21 protein-coding genes are annotated in these 25,056 nt (G+C 61.3%); 7 read left to right on the plus strand and 14 right to left on the minus strand.

Translation table 11 applies throughout. The features are described 5' to 3' along the window. Positions 1-298: 298 nt before the first annotated feature. Genes EI969_RS19185 through zwf form a run of 3 tightly spaced genes read right to left on the minus strand, consistent with a single transcriptional unit; the run spans position 299 to position 3,151 of the window. Positions 299-964 carry a bifunctional 4-hydroxy-2-oxoglutarate aldolase/2-dehydro-3-deoxy-phosphogluconate aldolase gene (locus EI969_RS19185; protein ID WP_160389173.1) on the minus strand — a complete coding sequence of 222 codons (666 nt, stop codon included), beginning with the start codon at positions 962-964 and terminating at the stop codon, positions 299-301. A gap of 17 nt (positions 965-981) precedes the next feature. Continuing rightward, on the minus strand, positions 982-1,695 hold the full coding sequence (pgl, locus tag EI969_RS19190) for a 6-phosphogluconolactonase (protein WP_160389174.1): 714 nt from the start codon (positions 1,693-1,695) through the stop codon (positions 982-984). Beyond that, positions 1,682-3,151 carry a glucose-6-phosphate dehydrogenase gene (gene zwf, locus EI969_RS19195; RefSeq protein WP_110661931.1) on the minus strand — a complete coding sequence of 490 codons (1,470 nt, stop codon included), beginning with the start codon at positions 3,149-3,151 and terminating at the stop codon, positions 1,682-1,684. Before zwf ends, pgl begins: the two co-directional genes overlap by 14 nt. Before the next feature lie 228 nt (positions 3,152-3,379). On the opposite strand from zwf, the gene EI969_RS19200 reads away from it, so the two are divergent. After that, on the plus strand, positions 3,380-4,240 hold the full coding sequence (locus EI969_RS19200) for a MurR/RpiR family transcriptional regulator (protein ID WP_172681795.1): 861 nt from the start codon (positions 3,380-3,382) through the stop codon (positions 4,238-4,240). A gap of 144 nt (positions 4,241-4,384) precedes the next feature. Here the strand turns inward: EI969_RS19200 and EI969_RS19205 are convergent, their stop codons facing one another. From EI969_RS19205 to edd, 11 genes are all read right to left on the minus strand, one after another. Continuing rightward, the gene (locus EI969_RS19205) at positions 4,385-5,239 is read right to left on the minus strand and encodes a D-hexose-6-phosphate mutarotase (RefSeq protein WP_160389175.1); all 855 of its coding nucleotides are present in this window, start codon (positions 5,237-5,239) and stop codon (positions 4,385-4,387) included. Positions 5,240-5,401: 162 nt separating this feature from the next. Continuing rightward, complete coding sequence (locus EI969_RS19210) at positions 5,402-6,748, minus strand: carbohydrate porin (RefSeq protein ID WP_160389176.1); 1,347 nt, start codon at positions 6,746-6,748, stop codon at positions 5,402-5,404. Positions 6,749-6,952: 204 nt separating this feature from the next. Continuing rightward, complete coding sequence (locus tag EI969_RS19215; protein WP_160389177.1) at positions 6,953-8,113, minus strand: ABC transporter ATP-binding protein; 1,161 nt, start codon at positions 8,111-8,113, stop codon at positions 6,953-6,955. A gap of 4 nt (positions 8,114-8,117) precedes the next feature. Further along, entirely contained in the window at positions 8,118-8,963 is an 846-nt protein-coding gene (locus EI969_RS19220) for a carbohydrate ABC transporter permease (protein ID WP_160389178.1), read from the minus strand. Next, the gene (locus EI969_RS19225; protein ID WP_008032969.1) at positions 8,956-9,864 is read right to left on the minus strand and encodes a carbohydrate ABC transporter permease; all 909 of its coding nucleotides are present in this window, start codon (positions 9,862-9,864) and stop codon (positions 8,956-8,958) included. Before EI969_RS19225 ends, EI969_RS19220 begins: the two co-directional genes overlap by 8 nt. Positions 9,865-10,030: 166 nt before the next feature. After that, positions 10,031-11,329: an ABC transporter substrate-binding protein gene (locus EI969_RS19230; protein WP_160389179.1), complete on the minus strand. Its 1,299-nt coding sequence runs from the start codon at positions 11,327-11,329 to the stop codon at positions 10,031-10,033. Between the two features lie 117 nt (positions 11,330-11,446). Further along, the gene (locus EI969_RS19235; protein ID WP_160389180.1) at positions 11,447-12,706 is read right to left on the minus strand and encodes an AGE family epimerase/isomerase; all 1,260 of its coding nucleotides are present in this window, start codon (positions 12,704-12,706) and stop codon (positions 11,447-11,449) included. Positions 12,707-12,948: 242 nt separating this feature from the next. Further along, the gene (locus EI969_RS19240; protein ID WP_218575240.1) at positions 12,949-14,376 is read right to left on the minus strand and encodes an ATP-binding protein; all 1,428 of its coding nucleotides are present in this window, start codon (positions 14,374-14,376) and stop codon (positions 12,949-12,951) included. 31 nt (positions 14,377-14,407) lie between these two features. Next, the gene (locus EI969_RS19245) at positions 14,408-15,139 is read right to left on the minus strand and encodes a response regulator transcription factor (RefSeq protein ID WP_160389182.1); all 732 of its coding nucleotides are present in this window, start codon (positions 15,137-15,139) and stop codon (positions 14,408-14,410) included. A 176-nt stretch (positions 15,140-15,315) separates the two neighbouring features. After that, positions 15,316-16,263 carry a glucokinase gene (locus EI969_RS19250; protein ID WP_160389183.1) on the minus strand — a complete coding sequence of 316 codons (948 nt, stop codon included), beginning with the start codon at positions 16,261-16,263 and terminating at the stop codon, positions 15,316-15,318. Continuing rightward, positions 16,260-18,086: a phosphogluconate dehydratase gene (gene edd, locus EI969_RS19255; RefSeq protein WP_160389184.1), complete on the minus strand. Its 1,827-nt coding sequence runs from the start codon at positions 18,084-18,086 to the stop codon at positions 16,260-16,262. Before edd ends, EI969_RS19250 begins: the two co-directional genes overlap by 4 nt. A 220-nt stretch (positions 18,087-18,306) precedes the next feature. On the opposite strand from edd, the gene gap reads away from it, so the two are divergent. The 6 genes from gap (at position 18,307) to EI969_RS19285 (ending at position 24,996) form a co-directional block, all read left to right on the plus strand. Next, the gene (gene gap, locus EI969_RS19260) at positions 18,307-19,308 is read left to right on the plus strand and encodes a type I glyceraldehyde-3-phosphate dehydrogenase (protein ID WP_160389185.1); all 1,002 of its coding nucleotides are present in this window, start codon (positions 18,307-18,309) and stop codon (positions 19,306-19,308) included. A 127-nt stretch (positions 19,309-19,435) separates the two neighbouring features. Further along, entirely contained in the window at positions 19,436-19,900 is a 465-nt protein-coding gene (locus EI969_RS19265) for a methylglyoxal synthase (protein ID WP_160389186.1), read from the plus strand. A 77-nt stretch (positions 19,901-19,977) separates the two neighbouring features. Next, positions 19,978-20,496, plus strand: coding sequence for a sigma-70 family RNA polymerase sigma factor (locus EI969_RS19270; RefSeq protein ID WP_160389187.1), 519 nt, complete (start codon positions 19,978-19,980; stop codon positions 20,494-20,496). Positions 20,497-20,619: 123 nt separating this feature from the next. Then, the gene (locus EI969_RS19275; protein WP_160389188.1) at positions 20,620-21,585 is read left to right on the plus strand and encodes a FecR domain-containing protein; all 966 of its coding nucleotides are present in this window, start codon (positions 20,620-20,622) and stop codon (positions 21,583-21,585) included. A 122-nt stretch (positions 21,586-21,707) separates the two neighbouring features. Further along, the gene (locus EI969_RS19280; RefSeq protein ID WP_160389189.1) at positions 21,708-24,272 is read left to right on the plus strand and encodes a TonB-dependent receptor; all 2,565 of its coding nucleotides are present in this window, start codon (positions 21,708-21,710) and stop codon (positions 24,270-24,272) included. A gap of 115 nt (positions 24,273-24,387) precedes the next feature. After that, positions 24,388-24,996 carry a biliverdin-producing heme oxygenase gene (locus tag EI969_RS19285; protein WP_160389190.1) on the plus strand — a complete coding sequence of 203 codons (609 nt, stop codon included), beginning with the start codon at positions 24,388-24,390 and terminating at the stop codon, positions 24,994-24,996. The last annotated feature ends 60 nt before the right edge of the window (positions 24,997-25,056 follow it).

The following is a 25,056-nucleotide window of genomic DNA, read 5'->3' on the forward strand; positions in this document are numbered from 1 at the left end:
GTGAAACCTGATGCCCAGTGGCGCTCTCGGGTTTTTCGCGAGCAGGCTCGCTCCTACAAGGGTTAGTGGATGTACGCAAAATCTGCAGGCAACCAAAATCATTGTGGGAGCGAGCTTGCTCGCGATGGTCGTGAACGATAACGGGTGAAACCTGATGGTCAGTGTCGCTCTCGGGTTTTTCGCGAGCGAGCTCGCTCCTACAGGGGTTAGCGCAGTTTTCTATGGGCAAAAAAAACGGTGCACCGACCAAGCGCACCGTAAAGCCGTAGAACACACAACGAAGTGTCGGGTGAAGCGATCAGTCCAGCAGCGCCAGGGCCTCGGCGGTGCATTCCTGAATGCGGGCCCAGTCGCCGTTCTTGATCCACTCCGGATCAAGCATCCAGCTACCGCCCACACACATGACGTTTTTCAACGCCATGTAGCTCTTGATATTGGCAGGTCCCACGCCGCCGGTCGGGCAGAATTTCACTTCGCCGAACGGGCCGCCCAGCGCCTTGATGGCTGCAACACCACCGCTGACTTCCGCCGGGAACAGCTTGAAGCGGCGATAGCCCAGACCATAACCTTCCATGATGCCCGAGGCATTGCTGATGCCTGGCAACAGTGGAATCGGACTGGCCACGCTGGCTTCCAGCAGGTCGCGGGTGATGCCCGGTGTGACGATGAATTGCGAACCCGCCGCTTCCGCCGCCGCGAGCATCTGGCGATCGAGCACGGTGCCTGCACCGGTCACCAGCTCCGGACGCTGCTCGCGCAGAATCTGGATGGCCTTGAGGCCGAACTGCGAACGCAGGGTCACTTCCAGCGCTGTAAGGCCGCCGGCCGCGAGGGCGTCGGCCAACGGCAGAACGTCCTGCTCGCGGGCGATGGTGATCACCGGCAGGATCCGCGCTTGCGCGCAGAGGCTGTCGATCAGGGCAACTTTATCCGCCATGGAAACGGTCGGGGATGGGTTTTTCATAGCGGCTGTTCCTTGGCTCATGGGCACCAGTAAATCTCTAACGTAGGTTGCAGAAATGCGCGCACCGGCATTTCGGCGACATCGTCACCGGCCAGCGCGAAACTCAGGGTGGTCAGCTTGGACTGACCGGAAATCGACAGAACTTTATGCTTGGCCGAGGCCAGCAGCGCGCGGCTCATGGTCAGGCGCTGATGCGGCACGGTCGGCGCCAGCATCGGCCAGCAGCGACGGGTGCCATCGACCTGCAATGCCTCGGTCAGGTTCGGGCTGTTGGGGAACAGTGACGCGGTGTGGCCGTCATCGCCCATGCCGAGGATCAATACGTCGATCACCGGCAGCTCGGACAGCAAACGGTCGGCCTGCTCGGCCGCCTGCTCCAGGTTGGCGCTGGCGCTGTACAGGCTGAGGAACTGCGCCTTGGCCGCCGGGCCTTGCAACAGGTAGCGCTTGATCAAACCGGCGTTGCTGTCGGCGTGCTCCACCGGCACCCAACGCTCGTCGGCCAGGCTGATCACCACGTTGGACCAGTCCAGCGCCTGCTTGGCCAAGTGCTGGAAAAACGCCACCGGGCTGCGGCCACCGGAGACCACCAGGGTCGCGGTGCCCTGGGCGTCGATCGCATCGCTCAGTTGTTTCGCCACGTTCAGTGCCAGGCTTTCAGCCAGCAGCACCGGGCTCTTGAACGCATGGGCGCTGACGCCCTGCGGCAGATTCAGTTTAGATATCGCCATACCACGACCTCCCGTCCCGCGTGATCAGAGCAATGGAGCTCATCGGCCCCCAGGACCCGGCCGCGTACGGCTTGGGCGCATCACCGGATTTTTTCCACCCGGCGATCAACTGGTCACACCACTTCCACGCGGCTTCGATTTCATCTTTACGGACAAACAGGTTCTGATTGCCGCGCATCACTTCCAGCAACAACCGCTCGTAGGCATCGGGAATCCGTGCGCTGCTCCAGGTGTCGGAAAAATTCAGTTGCAACGGACCGCTGCGCAGCTGCATGCCCTTGTCCAGGCCTTGATCCTTGGTCATCACGCGCAAGGAAATGCCTTCGTCCGGCTGCAGGCGGATAATCAGCTTGTTGCTGATTTGCAGGCGCTGCTCGGGAGCGAAGATGTAGTGCGACGGTTCCTTGAAGTGGATGACGATCTGCGACAGCTTCTGCGGCATGCGCTTGCCGGTACGCAGGTAGAACGGCACGCCGGCCCAGCGCCAGTTGCGGATGTCGGCACGCAGGGCGACGAAGGTTTCGGTGTCGCTCTGGGTGTTGGAATTCGGTTCTTCCAGGTAACCCGGCACGGCTTTGCCTTCGCTGTAGCCGGCGATGTACTGGCCGCGCACTACCTGGGTGGTCAGGCCTTCCGGGCTGATCGGCGCCAGGGCCTTGAGCACCTTGACCTTCTCGTCACGGATGCTGTCGGCGGACAGGTCGGCCGGCGGGTCCATGGCGATCAGGCAGAGCAGTTGCAGCAGGTGGTTCTGGATCATGTCGCGCAACTGGCCGGCCTTGTCGAAGTAACCCCAGCGGCCTTCGATACCGACCTTCTCGGCCACGGTGATTTCCACGTGGGAGATGTAGTTCTGGTTCCACTGGGTTTCGAACAGGCTGTTGGCGAAACGCAGGGCGATCAGGTTCTGGACGGTCTCTTTGCCCAGGTAGTGGTCGATGCGGTAGGTGCGGTTCTCCGGGAAGAACTGCGCCACGGCGTCGTTGACCTTGCGCGAGGATTCCAGGTCCGAACCGATGGGTTTTTCCAGCACCACGCGGGTGTTTTCCGCCAGGCCGACCTTGGCCAGGTTTTCACAGATCGCACCGTAGACGGCGGCCGGCGTGGCGAAGTAGGCAATGACCCGCTGCGTGGTGCCGGCGACTTCGGCCAGGGCCACATAATCTTCGGATTTGAGGAAGTCGACGTGCAGGTAGCTCAGGCGTGCCAGGAAACGCTCGACCACGGCTTCGTCCAGCTCTTTGGCACCGACGTAGCGGCGCAGTTCGGAGGCGATGAACGTCAGGTGTTCCTGCTCGCTCCCAGCCTCACGGGCCAGCGCGATGATGCGCGTATCCTCGTGCAACAGGCCCGCGCCGTCGAGTTGGTAAAGGGCAGGAAACAGCTTGCGCAAGGCCAGATCGCCCAGGGCGCCGAACAAGGCAAAGGTGCACGGTTCAACCGTAATCGAGAGCATGATGTTTGTTCTTTTATCAAGTTAAGCTACAAATACCTTTTTTCAAGGCATCACTCAAGGGAAAATGTAGTAATAACCACAACATTTTCGCAAAATACAGATTCCGAGTGGTGGTCGGTCGGAGCCATCAGTAGGATAGGCCACCGTTACGGGCCTCACCAAAGGCCCTTTTTGCATTAGCCGCGCGCTTATCGGTGCCGGTGAATCAAGGATACTTATATGGACCGCGTGCGAAATTTACTGGAGCAAATCCAGAATCGCCTTGAAGAGCTGAACAAGGCCGAACGCAAAGTCGCCGAGGTGATCCTGCTCAACCCGCAGCAGGCCACCCGCTTCAGCATCGCCGCCCTCGCCCAGGCCGCTTCGGTCAGCGAGCCGACGGTCAACCGTTTCTGCCGCTCGTTCGGCGTCAGCGGCTATCCCGAACTCAAGTTGCAACTGGCCCAGAGCCTGGCCAGCGGTGCCGCCTATGTCAGCCGTGCGGTGGAGGCCGACGATAATCCGGAGGCCTATACCAAGAAGATTTTCGGCAGCGCCATTGCGTCCCTGGACAGTGCCTTGCAGGCGCTGGACCCGAACCTGATCAGTCGCGCCGTCGACCTGTTGATCCAGGCCCGGCAGATCCACTTCTTCGGCCTCGGCGCCTCGGCACCGGTGGCACTGGATGCGCAACACAAGTTCTTCCGCTTCAACCTCGCCGTCACTGCTCACGCGGACGTGCTGATGCAGCGCATGATTGCCTCGGTGGCCCACACCGGCGAGCTGTTCGTGATCATTTCCTACACTGGCCGCACCCGTGAACTGGTGGAAGTGGCGCGCATCGCCCGGGAAAACGGTGCTTCGGTACTTGGCCTGACCGCCGAGAACTCGCCACTGGCCAAGGCCAGCACCCTGAGCCTGAACATCCCGCTGCCGGAGGACACCGACATCTACATGCCGATGACTTCGCGGATCATTCAGTTGACCGTGCTCGATGTGCTCGCCACCGGCATGACCTTGCGTCGCGGGGTGGATTTCCAGCCGCATTTGCGCAAGATCAAGGAGAGCTTGAATGCCAGCCGGTATCCGGTGGGTGATGAGTTCAATTGATCCGGAATCTCGGCTGACCGGTCCGGCCTCTTCGCTGGCAAGCCAGCTCCCACAGTGTCCGCGCCGAACCTAAAATTCGCCAACGCCAATGAAACCTGTGGGAGCTGGCTTGCCAGCGATGGAGCCAGCAGCAACAGCACAAATCTAAGCCCCCACCCGCGCCTGCAAACTCAAATGCGCCTGCTCGCCCGGCTTCAGGCACAGGCTGTCGGTGCCACCGCTCGCCGCTTCCACACAGACAAATTCGGATATCTCGTTCCAGGTCACCCCAAGCAACGGCCGCGAGCCGGGATGCCACACCACCGTATCCGCCGTATCCCCGGTATCGATGCACAACGCCCGATCCCAGGCATGGTCGTTGAGCTGCAATTCGCCGTCGTGCTGGAACACCCGCTGGCATCCGCCGTCCACGCGCAGTTCGCCTTCCTGCTGACAGACCTGCCGGCTCAACTGGTCGTAACCCTGCGCACCGTCGAGCCCAGACAGCGCTATCTCACTGACATCGCCAATACGCCAGTAAGCATGCAAAGCCTGGCTCAACTGGCACGGCATGTCGTCCTGATGCTCGGTGCTCAAGCGCAGTTCCATGCGTTCACCCAGGTGCGCGTGCAGATCGACCTGCCAGTCGCACAGCTTCAGCTGCCAGTGCAAACGCACGCCATCGTCGTCGCTACTGCTGTCGATCAGCTTCCAATCCAGCAGGCGTGCCCAACCATGGGACGGCCAGGCGTTTTCGCTCGGATGCCGGCCATACCACGGCCAGCACACCGGCACGCCACCACGAATGGCGCCGACCTGTGGCCACTTCGCCGCGCACCACAACCAGGGTTTCTGGCCCTTGGGCTGGAAGTGCAGCAACTGCGCGCCCTGCCGACTGAACACCGCCTGACACAGCGGATGATCGATCACCAGCACATCGCGCATCTGATAGCGCTCCCACGCAAACACCGGACGTTCGCGCAAGGATTTGAAGAAGCGTTGTAGCGGATGCTCAAGCATGTGCCACGGTCCTGAAAAACATGGGTGAACTCAACATTCTCACAATCCTGCAGAGCGCTTTTTTGTGGCGAGGGGGCTTGCCCCCTCGCCACACAAAAAAAAGCGGACAGCCATGGCTGTCCGCAAATATGCGCACATGGAGAGAAGCTTATCGCAGACGCGTCAGAACACCGACTGAATTTTCAGGCCGGCCACCAGCGCGTTATCGACTTCATCCACACCACCCGGGTGCGTGATGTATTGCAGGTTGGGACGTACGGTCAGCCAGTTGGTCACGTGGAAGCCGTAGTTGATCTCGTAGTTGTATTCGGTTTCGCGAATCGGCGAGAACACCGGATTGTCGTAATCCGAAACTCCGTTGGAGGCATTGACCAACTCGGCGTTTTTCTTCACGTCATCGTTGACATGGATACGGGCGAAACCGATGCCCACGTCATCCTTCGGACGTGCGTCGAACGGGCCCTTGTACACAAACATCAGCGACTGGTAGTTGTCGATGAAGTTGGTGTCCTTGTCGTGGAAAGTGGCGTTGGCGGCGATGTTCAGACCGCGCGAAGCGTCACCGTTGTGGCTGGTCAGTTGCTGCTGCGCAACGAACCAGTAGCCATGCTTGCTGTCGTGGACACGATAAGGGTTGCCGCTGGTCGCTGCGTTCTGGCCGTTGTCGTCCTCGAGAACGTCGTCGGCATTGGCGGTACTTTTGTAGTAACCGACACGGTATTCGCCCGGCAGGCTGTTGACCTTCGGCGACCACACCAGCTCGACCGGCAACACGGTGCCCTCGGTGCCGCTGCCGCTGAGCTTGAAGCCGTTACCGTGTTCCAGTTGCGTCGGGTTCTGGTTGTACGCACCGATCTGAGCGTAGAGCTCGTCATTGATGTTGTACTTCACGCGGATCGCCGCCTGGCTGACCGGCCAGTTGTACCAGATGTTGGTGGCCCAGTTACCCACCTGGGAGCCGCAGAACGCCAGGTTCTGGAATTCGCACGGGAAGGTGTTGAAGTCTTCGCCTTCGCCGAAGTAACCGGCCTTGACGTCGAGTTTGTTGTCGAAGAACTGATGCTGAATCCACAACTGGGTCAGACGCACCATGTGGCCACGACCGTAGACTTCCTGGGAGGAACTCAGGGTGCCGGCGCGCGGGTCGCCGATACGGTCGTTGGAGATGTTTTCACCATTACGGTTGGTGAGCTGGATCTTGGCCTGGGTGTTATCCCAGCCGAACAGTTTCTCCAGGTCGAGCGCTGCGCCCAGGCCAAACTGGTCGGCGTAGCGCGCGGTCTTGTCATCGTTGAAACCGCCGTTGAGGTTGCCGCCGACTTCGCCGACGTAATCCATCTTGATGTCGATGCCTTGCTCGATCAGCTTGGTACGCTCGCCACCCCAGTCGCCCGTCATCCATTTGGAGTCGGAGCTGAACGCCTCATCGGCCATCGCATTGCCGGCCAGAACCAGTGCTGCCGCTGCTGAAACCTGGCAGATCAACCGGGCCTTGTTCTTCATCTTCATCCCTACTTCCTCGTTTTATTGTTATTAACTTTTCTTCTTTAACGCGGTTACATCAGTTGCGACGGATAACAATCCATCCGCCACATGTCCCCCTGTAGGAGCGAGCCTGCTCGCGAGAAACCTGAGAACACCGTGGGGTATCAGGTTTCCAGTGTCATCGTTGACGTCCATCGCGAGCAGGCTCGCTCCCACATTTCTTGATCTTCAGCGGCCTTTGAATTGGGCGACGTTGGCAGCGTGTGATTCGGTTTTCGCTACACCAGCGACCCCCAGTCGCTCACCCGTTTTCGCATCGAACAGCAGCACTTTCGCCGGATCGAATTGCAGGGTCAGGGTCTCGCCCACCGCCGGTGCCACGTCCGGTGCCAGGCGGCAGCAGACCTTGGTGTCGTTGAGGTTGACGAAGACCAGGGTGTCGGGCCCGGTCGGTTCGGTGACCTGGACTTCGGCACGAATGGTCGGCAAACCGTTCGCTTCGCCGTTGGCCAGGATGATCTGCTCAGGGCGCATGCCGAGGATCACTTCGCGGTCTTCAAGACCGGCGTCCTGCATGCCCAGCGGCAGTTCGCAGCGAGCCTGGCCGCTGTCGAGCAGCGCCAGCAGGCGACCGTCCTTGCGTTGCAGGCGCAGCGGGATGAAGTTCATCGGCGGCGAACCGATGAAGCTCGCCACGAACAGGTTGGCCGGGTTGTTGTAGATGTCTTTCGGCGTGCCGAACTGCTGGATGATCCCGTCCTTCATCACCGCCACCTTGTCGCCCAGGGTCATGGCTTCGATCTGGTCGTGGGTCACGTAGACCGTGGTGGTTTTCAGGCGCTGGTGCATCAGTTTCATTTCGGTGCGCATCTCGACCCGCAGCTTGGCGTCGAGGTTGGACAGTGGTTCGTCGAACAGGTAAATCTTCGGCCGCCGCGCCAGGGCACGGCCCATCGCCACACGCTGCTGCTGGCCGCCGGAGAGCTGGCCGGGCTTGCGGCTGAGCAGGTGTTCGATCTGCAACAGCTTGGAAACCCGAGCGACCTCTTCGTCGATTTCGGCGGTCGGCATTTTGCGGATCTTCAGGCCGAAGGCGATGTTGTCGCGCACGCTCATGGTCGGGTACAGCGCGTAGGACTGGAACACCATGGCGATGTCGCGATCCTTGGGGCTCATGCCGCTGATGTCGGCGTCATCCACCAGGATCGCGCCGCCGCTGATGGTTTCCAGGCCGGCGATGCAGTTCATCAGCGTGGATTTACCACAGCCCGACGGGCCGACCAGGATCAGGAACTCACCGTCATCGATTTTCAGTTCGATGTTTTTCAGGGTGTCCGGCAGGCCCGGGCCGTAAGTCTTGTTGACGTTGCGTAATTCGAGAGTTGCCATGTTTCTACCCCTTGACCGCGCCGGACGTCAGCCCACGCAGGAAATACTTGCCAGCGAATATGTAGACCAGCAGTGTCGGCAGCCCGGCGATCATCGCGGCAGCCATATCAACGTTGTATTCCTTGGCCCCGGTGCTGGTGTTGACCAGGTTGTTCAGGGCCACGGTTATCGGCTGGGCATCGCCACTGGCGAACACCACGCCGAACAGGAAGTCGTTCCAGATCTGGGTGAACTGCCAGATCAGGCAGACCATCACGATCGGGATCGACATCGGCAGCAGGATCTTCAGGAAGATCGTGAAGAAGCCCGCGCCATCGAGCCGTGCGGCCTTGACCAGTGCATCCGGAATGCTCACGTAGTAGTTGCGGAAGAACAGCGTGGTGAACGCCAGGCCGTAGACCACGTGCACCAGCACAAGGCCCGTGGTGGTGTTGGCCAGGCCGAACTTGCCGAGGGTGAACGAGGCTGGCAGCAGCACGGTCTGGAACGGCAGGAAGCAGCCGAACAGCAGCAGGCCGAAGAACAGTTGCGAACCGCGGAAGCGCCACATCGACAGCACGTAGCCGTTCATTGCACCGATGAAGGTCGAGATCAAAACCGCCGGCACGGTGATCTTCACCGAGTTCCAGAAGTAACCGCCAACCACGTCCCAGGCCTTGATCCAGCCGATGCCGTCGATCACGGTCGGCCAGCTCAGCAGGTTGCCGGTACGGATGTCTTCCGGGGATTTGAAGCTGGTCAGCAGCATCACGATCAGCGGAATCAGGTACACCGCAGCAGCCAGCAGAAGCGTGGCGTAGATCGCGATGCGGCTGAAACTCAGCGTCGGTTTTCCGAGTTGATTAGTCATGGCGTTTGCCTCGCAGCTCGGAGTACAGGTACGGCACGAGGATGGTCAGCACGGCGCCGAGCATCAGCATGGCGCTGGCCGAACCGATGCCCATCTGGCCTCGGCTGAAGGTGAAGGAATACATGAACATCGCCGGCAGGTCGGACGAGTAACCAGGACCGCCCGCGGTCATCGCCGCCACCAGGTCGAAGCTCTTGATCGCGATGTGCGCGAGGATCATGAAGGCGCTGAAGAACACCGGGCGCAGGCTCGGCAAAACGATCTTCAGGTAGATGGTCGGCAGGCTCGCACCGTCGACTTGCGCGGCACGGATGATCGATTGATCGACACCGCGCAGGCCGGCGAGGAACATCGCCATGACAAACCCGGAGGCTTGCCAAACGGCGGCGATCACCAGGCAGTAGACGACGCGATCCTGATCCACCAGCCAATCGAGACGGAAGCCTTCCCAGCCCCAGTCACGCAGCATCTTGTCCAGGCCCAGCCCCGGGTTGAGCAGCCATTTCCACGCGGTACCGGTGACGATCATCGACAGCGCCATCGGGTACAGGTAGACAGTGCGGATGAAGCCTTCCTTGCGAATGCGCTGGTCCAGCAGCACGGCGAGGAACACGCCCAGCACCAGGCTGATGCCGATGAACATGCCGCCGAACAGCGCGAGGTTCTTGCTCGCGACCCACCAGCGGTCGTTGTCCATCAGGCGCATGTATTGCTGCAGGCCGACCCACTTGTAGCTCGGCATGAAGCTGGAGTTGGTGAAGGACAGAATGAACGTCCAGATGATGTAACCGTAGAAACCAACCAACACGATCAGCATGCTCGGCGCGAGTACCAACTTGGGTAGCCAGCGTTGCAGCGCATCGAACGGTGAGGCTTTGCTGAAAACCGCCACAGAGCTCATCGGGATAATCCAGTGTTAGAAATGAAGATCAAACCTGTAGGAGCCGGCTTGCTGGCGAAACCGGCGACACGGTGTGTCAGGTACACCGCTATCGCCAGCAAGCCGGCTCCTACAATTGGCAGATCATCGATAATTGCCGCAGGGCGGGCCCGCGGCGACCTTGAGATTACTGGGCAGCTTTGACAGCCGAAGCCAGTTGGGCGCTGGCCTTGGCCGGGTCTGCGTCCTTGTCGTTCATGAAGTTGGTGACCACGTCGAAGATCGCGCCCTGCACGGCCAGGGAAGTGGCCATGTTGTGCGCCATGCTCGGTTGCAGGCCGCCGGTCTTGTCGTCCGCGATGAAGTCCTTCGCCGCCTTCTGCGCGCACTCGTCGAAGCCGAGCTTGTCCATTTCATTGAGCATGTCGTTACGCACAGGGATCGAACCCTTGTTCATGCTGAAGACTTTCTGGAAGTCGGTGCCCAATGCGACCTTGGCCAGGTCTTGCTGGGCAGCGATGTCACCCTTGCGATCGGCCTTGAGCTTGAACACCGCCAGGGAGTCGATGTTGTAGGTGAAGGCTTTTTCGGTGCCCGGGAACGGCACGCACTGGTAGTCCTTGCCGGCGACTTTCTTCGCCGCGGTCCACTCGCTCTTCGCCCAGTCGCCCATCATCTGCATGCCGGCCTTGCCGTTGATGACGTCGGCGGCAGCGATGTTCCAGTCACGACCGGCGCGGTTCGGGTCCATGTAGCCGGTGATCTTTTTCAGCTCGGCGAACGACTTGGTCATCTCCGCGCCGGACAGGGTTTTCTGGTCCAGGTCGACCAGGGCTTTCTTGTAGCCGTCAGCGCCCATGACCGAGAGCACCACGTCTTCGAACACGGTGCTGTCCTGCCAAGGCTGGCCACCGTGGGCGAGCGCGATGAAGCCGGCGGCCTTGAGCTTGTCGCCGGCGGCGTAGAATTCTTCGAGGGTGGTCGGGGCTTTTTCGATCCCGGCTTTCTTGAACACTTCCGGATTGATCCACAGCCAGTTGACGCGGTGGATGTTCACCGGCACGGCCACGTAGTCGCCTTCGTACTTGACGGTGTCGGAGACTTTCTTCGACAGCAGGCCATCCCAGTTTTCCGACTTGGAGACTTCTTTCAGCGCGTCGGTGCTGAGCAGGCCGGTGCTGCCCCACTCCTGGATGTCCGGGCCTTTGATCTGGGCAACGCCCGGCGGGTTGCCGGCTACGGCGCGACTCTTGAGTACGGTCATGGCCGTGGAACCACCGCCACCGGCGACTGCGCCGTCCTTCCAGGTGAAGCCGTCTTTTTCGACTTGAGCCTTCAGGACATCGACCGCTGCCTTTTCACCACCGGAAGTCCACCAGTGAACGACTTCAACGGAACCTTTGGATTCGGCGGCCAGGACACTGAGAGGGAGTGCAGACAGGGAAGCGAGAGAAATGACAGTAGCGAGGCGAGAAATCGCATTCATCTAGGAGCACCTTTCTTGTTGTTATGCATGCAAGTCTGTTGCTTGCGCTGCATGGGATTCTAAACAGGGGTCATCCCCTCGCAGGTAACGAAGGGATGCGCGAATGTCACCGCATGGTTACATAGAACCGCTCTGGGACAACTGCGCCAGCGCTGTTGCCATGCTCGGTGCCAGCGCCAGGCGCGGAATCAGCACGGCTTGCCAGGCGTGGTAAAGGTCCGGTTTGCCGGGCCAGATATCGGCACTCGGGCGGTTTTGCGGATCGAGTTCGTGATACCAGCTGCCATCGCAACGGTCGATGAAATGACTGTCACAGAATTCCCAGAACAGTCGGTACCAGTGTTCGTATTGCTCTTCACCGGTACGCTTGAGCAAGGCACTGGCGGCGGCGCTGGCTTCGCAATGGGTCCAGTGCAGGCGATGGCGGACCACGGCTTTGTTGTCCCAGTCCAGGGTGTAGACGATCCCCGGCGCGCCATCGATGTTCCAGCCGTGGCGGCAATTGTGCTCGAAGAGTTTTTGCGCGTCGGTGATCAGCCAGCCCGGCGTGAGCATCCCCGCTCTCACCCGTGAAGCTTCCAGGTGCAGCAACAGCCGCGCCCATTCGAAACCGTGGCCCGGGGTGGTGCCGTAGGGGCGGAAACCGTCCGCCGGGTTGTCATGGTTGTAGTCGCGCAGCGGCTGCCAGTGGCGGTCGAAATGCTCGATGACCAGGTAGTCGTTGGCAGCGGCGTGACCATGGATCACTCGCTCGACAATCCGCTGGGCACGGCTCAACCAGCGGCTGTCGTCGGTGACATCGGCCATGGCAAGGAAGGCTTCGGTGGCGTGCATGTTGCTGTTGGCGCCGCGATAGGCTTCCTCCTCGCTCCAGTCGCGATTGAAGGATTCGCGCAGGGTGCCCTCCTCCTCGCTCCAGAAGTACGTGTCGATGATGTCGATTGCGTCTTCGAGCAAGGCTTGCGCACCGGGACGCTGTGCGACCAGCGCCGAACTGGCGGCCAGCGCGACGAAGGCATGCAGGTAGGCGTTCTTGCCGGTGTTGCCGTCGCGGTGTTCGGCAGTGGCGAACCAGCCGCCGTGGACCGCATCGCGCAACGGACCGCGCAGGGCGGCAACGCCGTGATCGACCAGTTCGGCAAAACCCGGCAAGCCTTGAATGTGAGCCATGGCGAAGCTGTGGGTCATGCGCGCGGTGTTCATGGTCTGGGCTTGCGCATCAGGCGGCAGATGGCCGCGTTCGTCGAGATTGCCGAAACCTTCAGGCAGTTTCGAAGCCTTGGCAAACGCCAGCAGGCGCAAGCCTTCGGCGGCGAGCCATTGCTGATGGGCAGGTGCGTTCAGCCAACTGCTGAAAGCGGGTTGGAAGGTGTCCATGGCGTACCTTTTTTTGTTGTTATGACTGAGGGGCAGCATAAACAACGGACGAAGGCGGGCTTGTAACGAAGGGGGTGGGTTATGTCACCGAGCTGTGACATTTGTCGAAGGGATAGGGTGAATGATCTGACGCCATCGCGGGCAAGCCCGCTCCCACAGGTTTTGAGTCGATCACAATATATCGGTCGACACAAAACCTTGTGGGAGCGGGCTTGCCCGCGATGAACGATAACGCGCAATACCTATTCAACACTGCGGGGAAGCTGCAGGGTCACCCGCAACCCGCCCTCACGCAAATTTTGCAAGCTGACCTCACCCCCATGGCTATGGGCAATGTTGCGGGCAATCCCCAGCCCCAACCCATAACCCTGCTGCTGACCGGCCAGGCGGAAGTGCGGTTCGAACACTTGCTCCAGGCGCTGCTCCGGCACGCCCGGCCCTTCATCATCGACATGCAGGATGAACGCGCTTTCATCGTCATCGATGTGCAGGTGCGCGTTCTGCCCGTACTTCAGTGCATTGTCGATCAGGTTGCCGATGCAGCGCTTGAGCGCCAGCGGTTTGCCCGGGTACGCAGCCAATGCCCGCCCTCGCTGGGTCACGCGACCGTTGCCGTGGGGCGCAAGGTACGGCTCCACCAGGCAGTCGAGCACATGATTGAGATCCACCGGCTCGATGTTCTCGTGGATGTCGGTGTCCTTCACGCATTGCAGCGCACCCTTGACCAGCAATTCGAGCTCGTCCAGATCGCGGCCGAACTTGGTTTGCAGTGTTTCGTCTTCAAGCAGTTCGACCCGCAGGCGCAATCGGGTGATCGGCGTGCGCAAGTCATGGGAAATCGCGCTGAACAATTGGCTGCGCTCGGTGAGGTAACGGCTGATGCGCTCGCGCATGGTGTTGAAAGCGCGCCCGACCTCGACCACTTCGCTGCCGCCGCCTTCGGCCACCGGCTCCACGTCAGCCCCCAGCGACAGATCCCGCGCGGCCCGCGCCAGGCGCTTGAGCGGACGACTCTGCCAGTGCACCAGCAGGCCGATGAACAACAGCAAAAAGCCGCTGGTGAGGACGATGAACCACACCTGCTGTGCCGGCAGGCCCTGCTCTTCGAGACTGGTGTAGGGCTCGGGCAGCAGCGAGGCGATGTACAGCCATTCGCCCGGCGCCATCTGGATCTGCGTGACCAATACCGGCGGGTTCACCGGCTCCAGCGTCAGCGCGTAGTGCGCCCAGGAGCGCGGCAACTCATCGAGCTTCAGGCCGCCATTGAAGATGCGCAGGTCTTCCGGGCTGACGAAGGTCACCGAGATGTCCGTGTCCTGGCCGAGGGACTGGCGCAGCACTTCGTCCACCGCTTTGAGCACCGCTTCTTTGCGCGGGGTGATGGGCAGCACTTCCATGCCCAGGGGTTTGTCATTGAGCGTCACCACGAACCGAGTGCCGCCCATGCTGCGCAACTGGTCGAGCACCAGGGGCCGAAACGCCACCGGCAAGGAACGGAAATAACTGACGCTGGCCGTCATCGAATGGGCCAGGCTGCGGGCGCTGGTGACCAGGCCTTCGAGCTGCGTGGCGCGCAGCTGCGACACCCAGATCACACTCGACAACGCCTGGGCGAACAACACGGCCAGCAAGGTCAACAGCAACATCCGCCCGAGCAGCGAACGCGGCATTGGCACCCTGGCGGCGAGCTTGCGCAAAGACTCAGTGACCATTGCCGGCAACCACGTTGGCTGCCAGTTGGTAGCCGCTGCCGCGCACGGTACGAATCAGCCGTGGAGGTTTTTCCGTGTCGCGCAGGCGCTGGCGCAAACGACTGACCGCCATATCGACAATCCGGTCGAGCGGCATCAGGTCCCGCCCTCGGGTGGCGTTGCCAATGGTGTCGCGGTCGAGGATTTCCTGCGGGTGATCGAGGAACAGTTTCAGCAGCGCGAAGTCGGCGCCCGAGAGAATCACTTCTTCGCCGTCGATGTGGAACAGCCGATGGCTGACCATGTCCAGGCGCCAGTCATCGAAGGCCAGCACCTCACCGCCGTTACGTTCCTGGCCGAACTGCGCGCGTCGCAGCAACGCCTTGATCCGTGCCTGCAACTCTCGCGGGCTGAACGGCTTGCCGAGGTAATCATCGGCACCCAACTCCAGGCCGATGACACGATCGGCTTCGTCGGAACTGGCGGTGAGCATGATGATCGGCACTTGCGCCTGGCGTGGATGCTGGCGAATCCAGCGGCACAGGCTGAAGCCGTCTTCGTCGGGCAGCATCACGTCAAGGATCACCAGGTCGGCCGACGCATCGTTCAGCGCCTGTCGAAAGCCGGCGCCATCGGCGGTGGCACGCACCTGAAACCCGGCGCGGGTCAGGTAGGTGTCCAGCAACTCGCGTATCTCTTGATCGTCATCGACCAACAAAATCGACTTGTTGACTGAGCTCACGGGGCGGCGTCCTTGTTGTTGGAATTGGGGCCGATTATGCCTGATGCACCTTGAAAAATTGTTGCCTGTTCTGGCCCCATCGCTGGCAAGCCAGCTCCCACAAGGTTATGTACGCATTCTGAAAATGCCGGTGATCCTGTGGGAGCTGGCTTGCCAGCGATGAAGGCGACTCGATCTCAAGCCTGTTCGAGCGCCACACCCGCACCCATCAATCCGGAATACGGCGCCGTCACCAGCCACACCGGAATGCCCTTGAAGTAATCGCTCATGCAGCCCTTGTCGGCAAAGCAGCGGGCGAAACCGCTTTCGAGGAAGAAATCGGCAAAGCGTGGAATCACCCCGCCAACGATGTACACGCCCCCGCGCCCACCGCTGGTCAGCACGTTGTTGCCGGCCACGCGGCCGAGCCAGCAGCAGAACTGCTCAAGCACTTCCACGGCAATCGGGTCGCCCGCCAGCCCCGCAGCGGTGATGGCTTCCGGTGTGTCGAGCACCGGTGCGTGCCCGTCCACCGCGCAGATCGCCCGGTAGACGCGCGGCAAGCCGCCGCCGCTCAAGGCGGTTTCGGCGCTGACATGACCGATCTCGTTGAAGATGTGTTGCCACAGTTGAGTTTCCCGCGGGCTGCTCAACGGCAAATCGACGTGACCGCCCTCCCCCGGCAACGCGGCAAACCGCTCGCCCAGATCGAGCAAAGTACCGACACCCAGGCCTGTGCCCGGGCCAATCACCACCGCCGGGCGCAGCGGCTCCGGCGTGCCTTCGCAGACCACGCGAAATTCGCCGGGCTGCAAACGGGTCATGCCCAGGGCCATGGCCGAGAAGTCGTTGACCAGCAATAGCTGATCGACCTGCAAGGTCTGGCAAAAGCCCTTGCGACTCAGGCGCCAATGGTTGTTGGTGAACTTGAATTCATCACCGCTGACGGGACCGGCCACCGACAGGCACACCGAACCGATCGAACCTGGCGCCAGACCGAGCCCGTTCAGGTAGAGGCTGATCGCCTCCTCCGGGCTGGCATGGTCGGCCGTCGCCAGCACCTGGACGCTTTCCAGTTGCTGGTTTTTCCACAACGCGAAACGTGCGTTGGTCCCACCGATGTCACCGACCAAAGCCAGTTTCAATTAAGCGTCTCCAGGGCAGAAGTGAAGGCGCTGGCGCCCTGCTCCGCCGAGCTGAAGGCCATGCGCATGAAACCGAACAGCTCGCGACCGGTGCCGATGTTGTTACCCAACAGGCCTTTGGCCGGTGTGCGCGCAGCGAATTCTTCGGCGTCCACCTTAAGCTCCAGGGTGCCTTTGACGCCATCGACGCGGATGATATCGCCCTCTTGCACCCGTGCCAAAGCGCCACCGACATAAGCTTCGGGGCTGACGTGGATGGCCGCCGGGATTTTCCCCGACGCGCCGGACATGCGTCCGTCGGTCACCAGCGCCACCTTGAAGCCGCGATCCTGCAGCACGCCGAGGAACGGCGTCATCTTGTGCAGTTCCGGCATGCCGTTGGAGCGCGGGCCCTGGAAGCGCATCACCGCGACAAAATCCTTCTCCAGCAAACCGGCCTTGAACGCATCGGCCAGGTCCTGCTGATCCTGGAACACCATGGCCGGTGCTTCGACGACCTGGTTTTCCAGTGCCACGGCCGAAACCTTCATCACGCCGCGACCGAGGTTGCCTTCCATCACCCGCAGGCCACCCTCTGCCGAGAACGCACGGGCGACCGGCCGCAGGATGCTTTCATCGAGGCTGTCGGTCACGCCTTCGCGCCAGACCAGTTGGCCATTGTCGAGGAACGGCTCCTGGGTGTAGCGGCTCAGGCCGTGGCCCATCACCGTGTTGACGTTTTCGTGGAGCAACCCGGCTTCCAGCAGTTCGCGGATCAGGAACGACATGCCGCCCGCCGCCTGGAAGTGGTTGATGTCGGCTTTGCCGTTCGGGTAGACGTGGCTCAGGGTCGGCACGACTTCGGAGAGGTCGGCCATGTCCTGCCAGGTCAACTGAATGCCCGCCGCCATGGCGATGGCCGGCATGTGCAGGGTGTGGTTGGTCGAGCCACCGGTGGCGTGCAGCGCGACAATCGAGTTGACCAGCGAACGCTCGTCGACGATTTCACCGATCGGGATGTAGTCACCGTTCTGCTTGGTCAAACGCGTGACCTGGTGTGCAGCTTCGCGGGTAAGGGCGTCACGCAGCGGAGTGTTCGGGTTGACGAAGGAAGCGCCCGGCAGGTGCAGGCCCATGACTTCCATCAGCAACTGGTTGGTGTTGGCGGTGCCGTAGAAGGTGCAGGTGCCAGGGCTGTGGTAGGACTTCATTTCCGATTCCAGCAGCTCTTCGCGGGTCGCCTTGCCTTCGGCGTATTTCTGCCGCACGTCGGCTTTCTGCTTGTTGGAAATACCCGAGACCATCGGCCCACCCGGCACGAAGATCATCGGCAGATGGCCGAAGCGCAGCGCGCCCATCATCAGGCCCGGCACGATCTTGTCGCAGATGCCGAGCATCAGCGCGCCGTCGAACATGTTGTGGGACAGCGCCACGGCCGTGGACAACGCAATCACTTCACGGCTCGGCAGGCTCAGTTCCATGCCTGGCTCGCCCTGGGTCACGCCATCGCACATGGCCGGTGTGCCGCCGGCGAACTGACCGACGGAGCCGATCTCGCGCAGGGCCTTCTTGATCAGCTCCGGGAAGACTTCGTACGGCTGGTGCGCCGAGAGCATGTCGTTATATGACGAAACTATCGCGATGTTCGCGGAATTCATCATCCGCAGGCTGTGCTTGTCGTCGCTGCCGCAACCGGCCACGCCATGGGCGAAGTTGGCGCATTGCAGCTGGCCGCGCATCGGACCGTCGCTGGCTGCACCGCGAATCAATGCAAGGTAAGCCTCACGCGTGGCGCGGCTGCGGGCGATAAGCCGTTCGGTGACCTCAAGGACGCGGGGATGCATGTGTAGAACTCCAGGCTAACGGATGTGGCGACCTGATTGTCTATGCTGATCAGAGGCCGGTGTCGATGGGATGACAGACGGTTTTCTTGATCGGTTGGACCAGTTGATTCAGGTCACTCGTTGTAGATTGAACAAAATATTGCCATTAAAAAGGCTTGTTTTCTATTTTTTTGCGAATAATCTTGTAATTCCAACAACAAAACGACGGTAGCGCAGACATATGACTCTTCGAATCGCAATCAATGGCTTTGGCCGCATCGGCCGTAATGTTCTGCGCGCACTCTATACCCAGGGTTACCGTCAGGATCTGCAGATCGTCGCCATCAACGACCTGGGCGACAGCGCGATCAATGCTCATCTACTCAAGTACGACACCGTTCATGGCACGTTCGATGCCGATGTTCAGCACGACCAGGAGAGCCTGACGGTCAACGGCGACCGCATTTCGGTCAGCGCCATTCGCAACCCGGCCGACCTGCCCTGGGCCGCGGAAAAGATTGATGTGGTGTTCGAATGCACCGGTCTGTTCACCGACCGGGCCAAGGCCGCCGCGCATATTACGGCGGGCGCGCGCAAAGTGATCATCTCGGCCCCGGCCAAAGGCGCCGACGCCACCGTCGTCTATGGGGTGAACCACGACATTCTGCGCCAATCGCACCAGATCATCTCCAATGCGTCGTGCACCACCAACTGCCTGGCCCCGGTGGCCCAGGTGCTGCATCGCGAACTGGGCATCGAAAGCGGCCTGATGACCACCATTCACGCCTACACCAACGACCAGAACCTGACCGACGTCTACCACAGCGACCCGTACCGTGCCCGCTCGGCCACCCAGAACATGATCCCGAGCAAGACCGGTGCCGCCGAAGCCGTCGGCCTGGTGCTGCCGGAACTGGCGGGCAAGCTGACCGGCATGGCCGTACGCGTACCGGTGATCAACGTGTCGCTGGTGGACCTGACCGTGCAGCTGAAAAAAGAAGCCAGCGCAGAGGAAGTCAATGCGCTGATGAAAGCCGCCAGCCAGCACTCGAAGATCCTTGGCTACAACACCCTGCCGCTGGTCTCCAGCGACTTCAACCACAACCCGCTGTCGTCGATCTTCGACGCCAATCACACCAAATCCAGCGGCAAGCTGCTCAAGGTCCTGGCCTGGTATGACAACGAGTGGGGCTTCTCCAACCGCATGCTCGATAACTGCCTGGCGCTGTGCAACGCCGAGTAATTCTGCGTCTGCAAAATCGCCATCGCCGGCAAGCCGGCTCCTACAGAAATCGTCAACCTTGTAGGAGCCGGCTTGCTGGCGATGGCGTCCTCGCAATCACCCGCGCAAATCGCCTGTGGAACAACCCATGATCGGCATCAGCTTTACGCAAAAGACCCTGGCGGCGCGCAAGCGTATCGCCCTGGTTGCCCATGACCACTGCAAGGTGTTCCTGCTGGACTGGGCCGAACGGCAAAAAGACAAACTGGCCCGGCATGATCTGGTCGCTACCGGCACCACGGGGTTGTTGTTGCAACAACGCCTCGACCTGCCCGTGCAGAGCATGATCAGTGGTCCGCTGGGCGGCGACCAACAGCTCGGTGCGCAGATCGCCGAGCAACGGGTCGACATGCTGGTGTTCTTCTGGGACCCCTTCGAACCGCAACCACACGACCCGGACATCAAGGCGTTGCTGCGGGTCGCGGCGGTCTGGAACATCCCGGTGGCGTGCAACGAATGCAGCGCCGACTACCTCATCAGCAGCCCGTTGATGGACCAGGCGCACAGCCATCGGATTCCCGATTACGCGAGCTATTTGCAGGGACGCGCTTAAACCTTCACAAATCAATACTTGACCACTCGGGTGGATGATAAGCATTATCATTCGCTCGAAATGGATCAGGTTCTCCCGTGAGTCAGTCGCGCTTCAATCACGTTTTCCTCACCCAGCGCACCTCCCTGCTGCGGACGCTGGACCGGATGGTCAACAATCACAGTACCGCTGAAGACCTCCTGCAGGAAACCTACCTGCGGGTGACCCGTGCATTGAGCGAACGGGCCATCGATCATCTCGAGCCCTTTGTTTTCCAGACGGCGCGCAACCTGGCGCTGGACCATCTGCGCGCGCGGCGCATCCACTCGCGCACCATGGTCGACGACGTGCCGCAGGAGGTGGTGCACAGCATCGCCGCCCCCACCAGCAGCGCCGAAGACGCCGCCCATGCCGAACAATTGCTGGAGCGCCTGAACGTGAGCCTCAGTGAACTCAGCGACCGCCAACAGCGGATTTTCATCCTCAGCCGCCTGCACGGACACAGCTACCAGGAAATCGCCGACGAGTTGAACGTGTCCCTCAGCACCGTGCAAAAAGAACTCAAATTGATCATGTCGATCTGCATCGGGGTTGCCGATCGCCTGAACGCCAATTGAGCGTCAGGATCTTGCGCTGACCTTGACCGACTGCGCTGGTCATCGGGCTTTGCTACCCTTGGCCCACTTTTTACGTTTCACTAAAAAAAAACAGCCGTGCACAGACACTGCCGAGGAAACACCGTGACGGACAACCACCGCTCCCCTGAGCCTTCATCGGCGCAGGACTCCGCTAGCGCGATGGACCAGGCCCTGGACTGGCTGATCGTGCTCGGCAGTCCCGACGAGGAGCAGACCCGCCAATTCCATGTCTGGCTCGATGCCGACCCGCTCAATGCCCAGGCCTTCGCCAAGGCCCAGGCGATCTGGGACGGCCCGCAAGTGGCGAAATGCGCGCAAAGCCTGGCTGCCCGTCCCGCGAAAGTCACCGTCCTCACTCGCCTGCGCCCGCACTGGAAACCGCTGGCCACTGCCGCCGTGCTGCTGCTCGGCCTGTTCAGTTTCAGCAACTTGCCGATGCGCCTGCAGGCCGATCACCTGACCGTGGTCGGCGAGCGCCAGCGCCTGCAACTGGAGGACGGTTCCAGGGTCCTGCTCAATACCAATTCGGCGTTCTCGAGCACCATCAACGATCAACAACGTGTTGCCCGCCTGTATCAGGGCGAAGCGTTTTTCGAAGTGCAGGCCAATCGCGGCCAGCCATTGGAAATCGACGCCGGCCCGGTCACGGCCACCGTTCGCGATACCGCGTTTGCCGTGCGCTACCTCGATGGCGTGGCGCAAGTGCGGGTGCAACGCGGGGATGTCGACTTGCGGGCCACCCGTGACGATGCGCGGGTGCGCCTGTCCGCCGGGGAAAGCATTCGCATCGGCCCCAACGGCTTCGACCGCCCGGCCAAGCTGGATGCCGCCACCGAGCTGGCGTGGGTCCAGGGGCGCCTGGTTTTCGAGAACTGCCCGTTGAACCAGGTGCTGGCCGAACTGCGCCGCTACTACCCGGGCTGGATCATCAACAACAACGAACAACTGGCCGACGTCACCGTGACCGGCAACTATCGCCTCGATCAGCCGCTGGACGTGGTTCGCTCCCTGGCCCACATTACCTCGGCCCGGCTGCAGGAATTCCCGGCGCTGGTCATCTTGAACTGAATGAGAATTATTTTTACTCGATAGGCAAATCCCGTACGTCTCGTTATAGCCAATGCAATTGATTCGCATCTCAGGATGCCAATCAGCACCTATAAAGATTCGTGCGACACGGAGCGCTATCGATGTCCTCTCGCCTCACCCGCCCAGCCCCTTCACCTTCCCGCGTGCTGTCGCTGCTGACCGCTGCCATCCTGATGGCCGGCACCGCACCGCTGATGGCCGCCACCGCCGCCGAACCGTCGACCCGCAAAATGGGCGACTACGCGTTCGCCATTCCCCAGCAGTCACTGGTGTCGGCACTCAATGCCTTTACCGCCGTGACGGGCTGGCAGGTCGGTGTGTCGTCGGAGCTGGCGCAGGGTGTGGCCTCGCCGGGCGTACGCGGTTCCCTGTCGCCGGAAAAAGCCCTGGATCGCCTGTTGGTGGGGACCAACCTGAGCTATCGCAAACTGGGCAATAACAGCATCGTGCTGGAAAAGCGCAGTGTCGGCAGCGCCCTCAATCTGGATCAGGTGACCATCAGCGCCACCCGTAACGAACAGTCCGTGAGCAGCGTGCCGAGCACGGTCTCTGTCTACTCGCGAGAAGATCTGGACCGCAACAACGTCAATACCATCAAGGAACTGGTGCGCTACGAACCCGGTGTATCGGTAGGTGGCGCAGGCCAGCGCGCCGGCATCACTGGCTACAACATTCGCGGCATCGATGGCGACCGCGTGCTGACCCAGGTCGATGGTGTGCAGGTGCCTGACGGTTTCTTCAACGGCCCCTATGCCCAGACCAACCGCAACTATGTCGACCCGGAAATCGTCAAGCGTGTGGAAATCCTCCGCGGCCCAGCCTCAGTGCTGTACGGCAGCAACGCCATTGGCGGCGCCGTCAGCTACTACACGCTGGACGCTGACGACATCATCAAACCGGGCAAGGATGTTGGTGCACGCCTGAAGACCGGCTACAGCTCCGCCGACGAAAGCTGGCTGACGTCCGGCACCGTCGCCGGTCGCACCGGCGAGTTCGATGGCCTGTTGCACTTCAGTCAGCGCAACGGTCATGAAACAGAGTCCTATGGCGAAACCGGTGGTACCGGATTGAACCGTACCGAGGCCAACCCCCAGGACGCTCGCACCACTAGCGTGCTAGCCAAACTGGGCTGGGATTACGCCGACGACGCACGCCTGGGCCTGACCTACGAGCATTACAAGGACGACCGCGACACCAATCAATTGAGCGCCGTGGGCGGCCCGTTCAACGCCGGACGCGGTTTCGGCTTCTACAAAGCCCGCACCGGCAACGACACGATCACCCGCGAACGCTTTGGCCTGGAACACAACTTCGGCCTGGACAGCGCACTGGCTGACAACATCAAGTGGTCGCTTAACTACCAGATCGCCAAGACCGACCAGAGCACCGAGGAAATCTACGCGCCGTCGCGGACCGTGCTGCGCAACCGCGACACCAACTACAAGGACCGCCAATGGGTATTCGATGCCCAGGCTGACAAGTCGTTTGCCATCGCCGACACCGAACACCTCGTCACCTATGGCACCACCATCAAGCAGGACAAAGTCACCGGCCTGCGTACCGGTTCCGGCACCTGCCTGACCGTAGCCGGATCCTGCCGGGTCATTGGTGCCCCTAGCGCCACCGACACACTGACACCCGCCAGTGATTTCCCGGACCCGACCATCAACAGCTACGCCCTGTTCGCCCAGGACCAGATCAGTTGGGGCAACTGGACCTTCCTGCCCGGTGCGCGCTACGACTACACCGAGCTCAAACCGCACATCACCGAAGAGTTCCTGGCCACCGCCGACCAGAGCCGCAACGGCAGCGTGAGTGATGAGACCAAGACCTGGCATCGCCTGTCGCCGAAGTTCGGCACCACCTATAGCTTCAACGACCACTACACCTGGTACGGCCAGTACGCCGAAGGCTTCCGCACCCCGACCGCCAAGGCGTTGTACGGTCGTTTCGAAAACATCGCTGGCGGCTATAAGGTCGCGCCTAATCCGGACCTCGAACCGGAAAAGAGCAAAAGCTACGAGACAGGTTTGCGCGGCAACTTCGAGCAGGGCTCGTTTGACGTAGCCGTGTTCTACAACAAATACCGCGACTTCATCGACGAGAACGCCATCACTCCGGGCTACACCGAGACCACGTTCCAGAGCAACAACATCAAACACGCCACCATCAAGGGTGCCGAGGTCAAGGGTCGCCTGAACCTCGACGTCTTCGGTGCGCCGCAAGGTCTCTACACCCAGGGTTCGGTGGCCTATGCCTACGGTCGCAACGACGACTCGGGCGAGCCGCTCAACAGCGTCAACCCGCTGACCGGCGTGTTCGGCCTCGGCTACGACCAGGACACCTACGGTGGCTTGCTCAGCTGGACGCTGGTGAAGAAGAAGGACCGCGTCGACAGCAGCACCTTCAAGACCCCGGACGGCACCAGCACCCAGTTCAAGACCCCGGGCTTCGGCATCCTGGACCTGAGTGCGTTCTACAAGGTGACCGACGATGTGACCGTCAGCGGCGGCGTCTACAACCTGACCGACAAAAAGTACTGGCTGTGGGATGACGTGCGCGGCTACGACAGCGTCGGCGAAGCCTCGGTGACCCAGCCGGCCAACCTCGACCGCCTGACCCAGCCGGGTCGCAACTTCGCGGTCAACCTGATCTGGGATATCTGATCCGGCCATCCCGCCGGGCGGTGAATTGAAACCGTCCGGCGAGGATTTTTTACTGTCCGGCGCCTTCTTGTTCGTCTCGTTACCAAGCGCCTCTTCTTCCCCCCAAGGAATTGCCATGACCACCCAGGACACCGCACAACGCTCCAGCCTGCGTTCCCAGCGTTTGAACCAGATCACCAACGAGCCGCACACCAAGCTCGATGCCTTGGTCAAGGCCCACTCCCCCTTTGAAACCCAGGCCAACTTCGCCCGCTTCGTGGTGGCGCAGTACCTGTTCCAGTCGGAACTGGTCTCGCTGTACAACGATGCCGAACTGACCGCCATCGTCCCGGACCTGCCGGCCCGCTGCCGTGCCGACGCGGCCAAGGCCGACCTGGCGGACCTGGACACCGACGTACCGGCGCCGGTCGCCGGCGCACTGAAGAACCCGACCAAGGCCCAGGCCCTGGGCTGGATCTTCGTCTCCGAAGGCTCCAAGCTCGGCGCCGCCTTCCTGATCAAGCGCGCCGTCGGCCTCGGCCTGAGCGAAACCTTTGGCGCCCGTCACCTCGGCGAACCGGCCGGCGGCCGCGCGGAAGGCTGGAAGAGCTTCGTCAAGACCCTGGACGGCCTTGAGTTCAGCGCCCAGGAAGAAGCCGAAGTGGAAAAAGGCGCCGTCGACGCGTTCAACCGTTTTACCGTGTTGCTGGAGCAGGCTTACGCCAACGCACCGGAATTCGCCTGACACACCGCGGTCCCTGTGGGAGCGAGCCTGCTCGCGAAAGCGGTCTGTCATTCAACATTT

Origin of the sequence: Pseudomonas sp. PB101 (assembly GCF_009764265.1) — a bacterium.
Taxonomy (GTDB): Bacteria; Pseudomonadota; Gammaproteobacteria; order Pseudomonadales; family Pseudomonadaceae; genus Aquipseudomonas.

Bases quoted from the DNA above. Each gene is read 5' to 3' on its own strand.
- EI969_RS19185 (WP_160389173.1), bottom strand. From the start codon at position 964: ATGAAAAACCCATCCCCGACCGTTTCCATGGCGGATAAAGTTGCCCTG.
- pgl (WP_160389174.1), bottom strand. From the start codon at position 1,695: ATGGCGATATCTAAACTGAATCTGCCGCAGGGCGTCAGCGCCCATGCG.
- zwf (WP_110661931.1), bottom strand. From the start codon at position 3,151: ATGCTCTCGATTACGGTTGAACCGTGCACCTTTGCCTTGTTCGGCGCC.
- EI969_RS19205 (WP_160389175.1), bottom strand. From the start codon at position 5,239: ATGCTTGAGCATCCGCTACAACGCTTCTTCAAATCCTTGCGCGAACGT.
- EI969_RS19210 (WP_160389176.1), bottom strand. From the start codon at position 6,748: ATGAAGATGAAGAACAAGGCCCGGTTGATCTGCCAGGTTTCAGCAGCG.
- EI969_RS19215 (WP_160389177.1), bottom strand. From the start codon at position 8,113: ATGGCAACTCTCGAATTACGCAACGTCAACAAGACTTACGGCCCGGGC.
- EI969_RS19220 (WP_160389178.1), bottom strand. From the start codon at position 8,963: ATGACTAATCAACTCGGAAAACCGACGCTGAGTTTCAGCCGCATCGCG.
- EI969_RS19225 (WP_008032969.1), bottom strand. From the start codon at position 9,864: ATGAGCTCTGTGGCGGTTTTCAGCAAAGCCTCACCGTTCGATGCGCTG.
- EI969_RS19230 (WP_160389179.1), bottom strand. From the start codon at position 11,329: ATGAATGCGATTTCTCGCCTCGCTACTGTCATTTCTCTCGCTTCCCTG.
- EI969_RS19235 (WP_160389180.1), bottom strand. From the start codon at position 12,706: ATGGACACCTTCCAACCCGCTTTCAGCAGTTGGCTGAACGCACCTGCC.
- EI969_RS19240 (WP_218575240.1), bottom strand. From the start codon at position 14,376: ATGCCGCGTTCGCTGCTCGGGCGGATGTTGCTGTTGACCTTGCTGGCC.
- edd (WP_160389184.1), bottom strand. From the start codon at position 18,086: ATGCATCCCCGCGTCCTTGAGGTCACCGAACGGCTTATCGCCCGCAGC.
- gap (WP_160389185.1), top strand. From the start codon at position 18,307: ATGACTCTTCGAATCGCAATCAATGGCTTTGGCCGCATCGGCCGTAAT.
- EI969_RS19265 (WP_160389186.1), top strand. From the start codon at position 19,436: ATGATCGGCATCAGCTTTACGCAAAAGACCCTGGCGGCGCGCAAGCGT.
- EI969_RS19280 (WP_160389189.1), top strand. From the start codon at position 21,708: ATGTCCTCTCGCCTCACCCGCCCAGCCCCTTCACCTTCCCGCGTGCTG.
- EI969_RS19285 (WP_160389190.1), top strand. From the start codon at position 24,388: ATGACCACCCAGGACACCGCACAACGCTCCAGCCTGCGTTCCCAGCGT.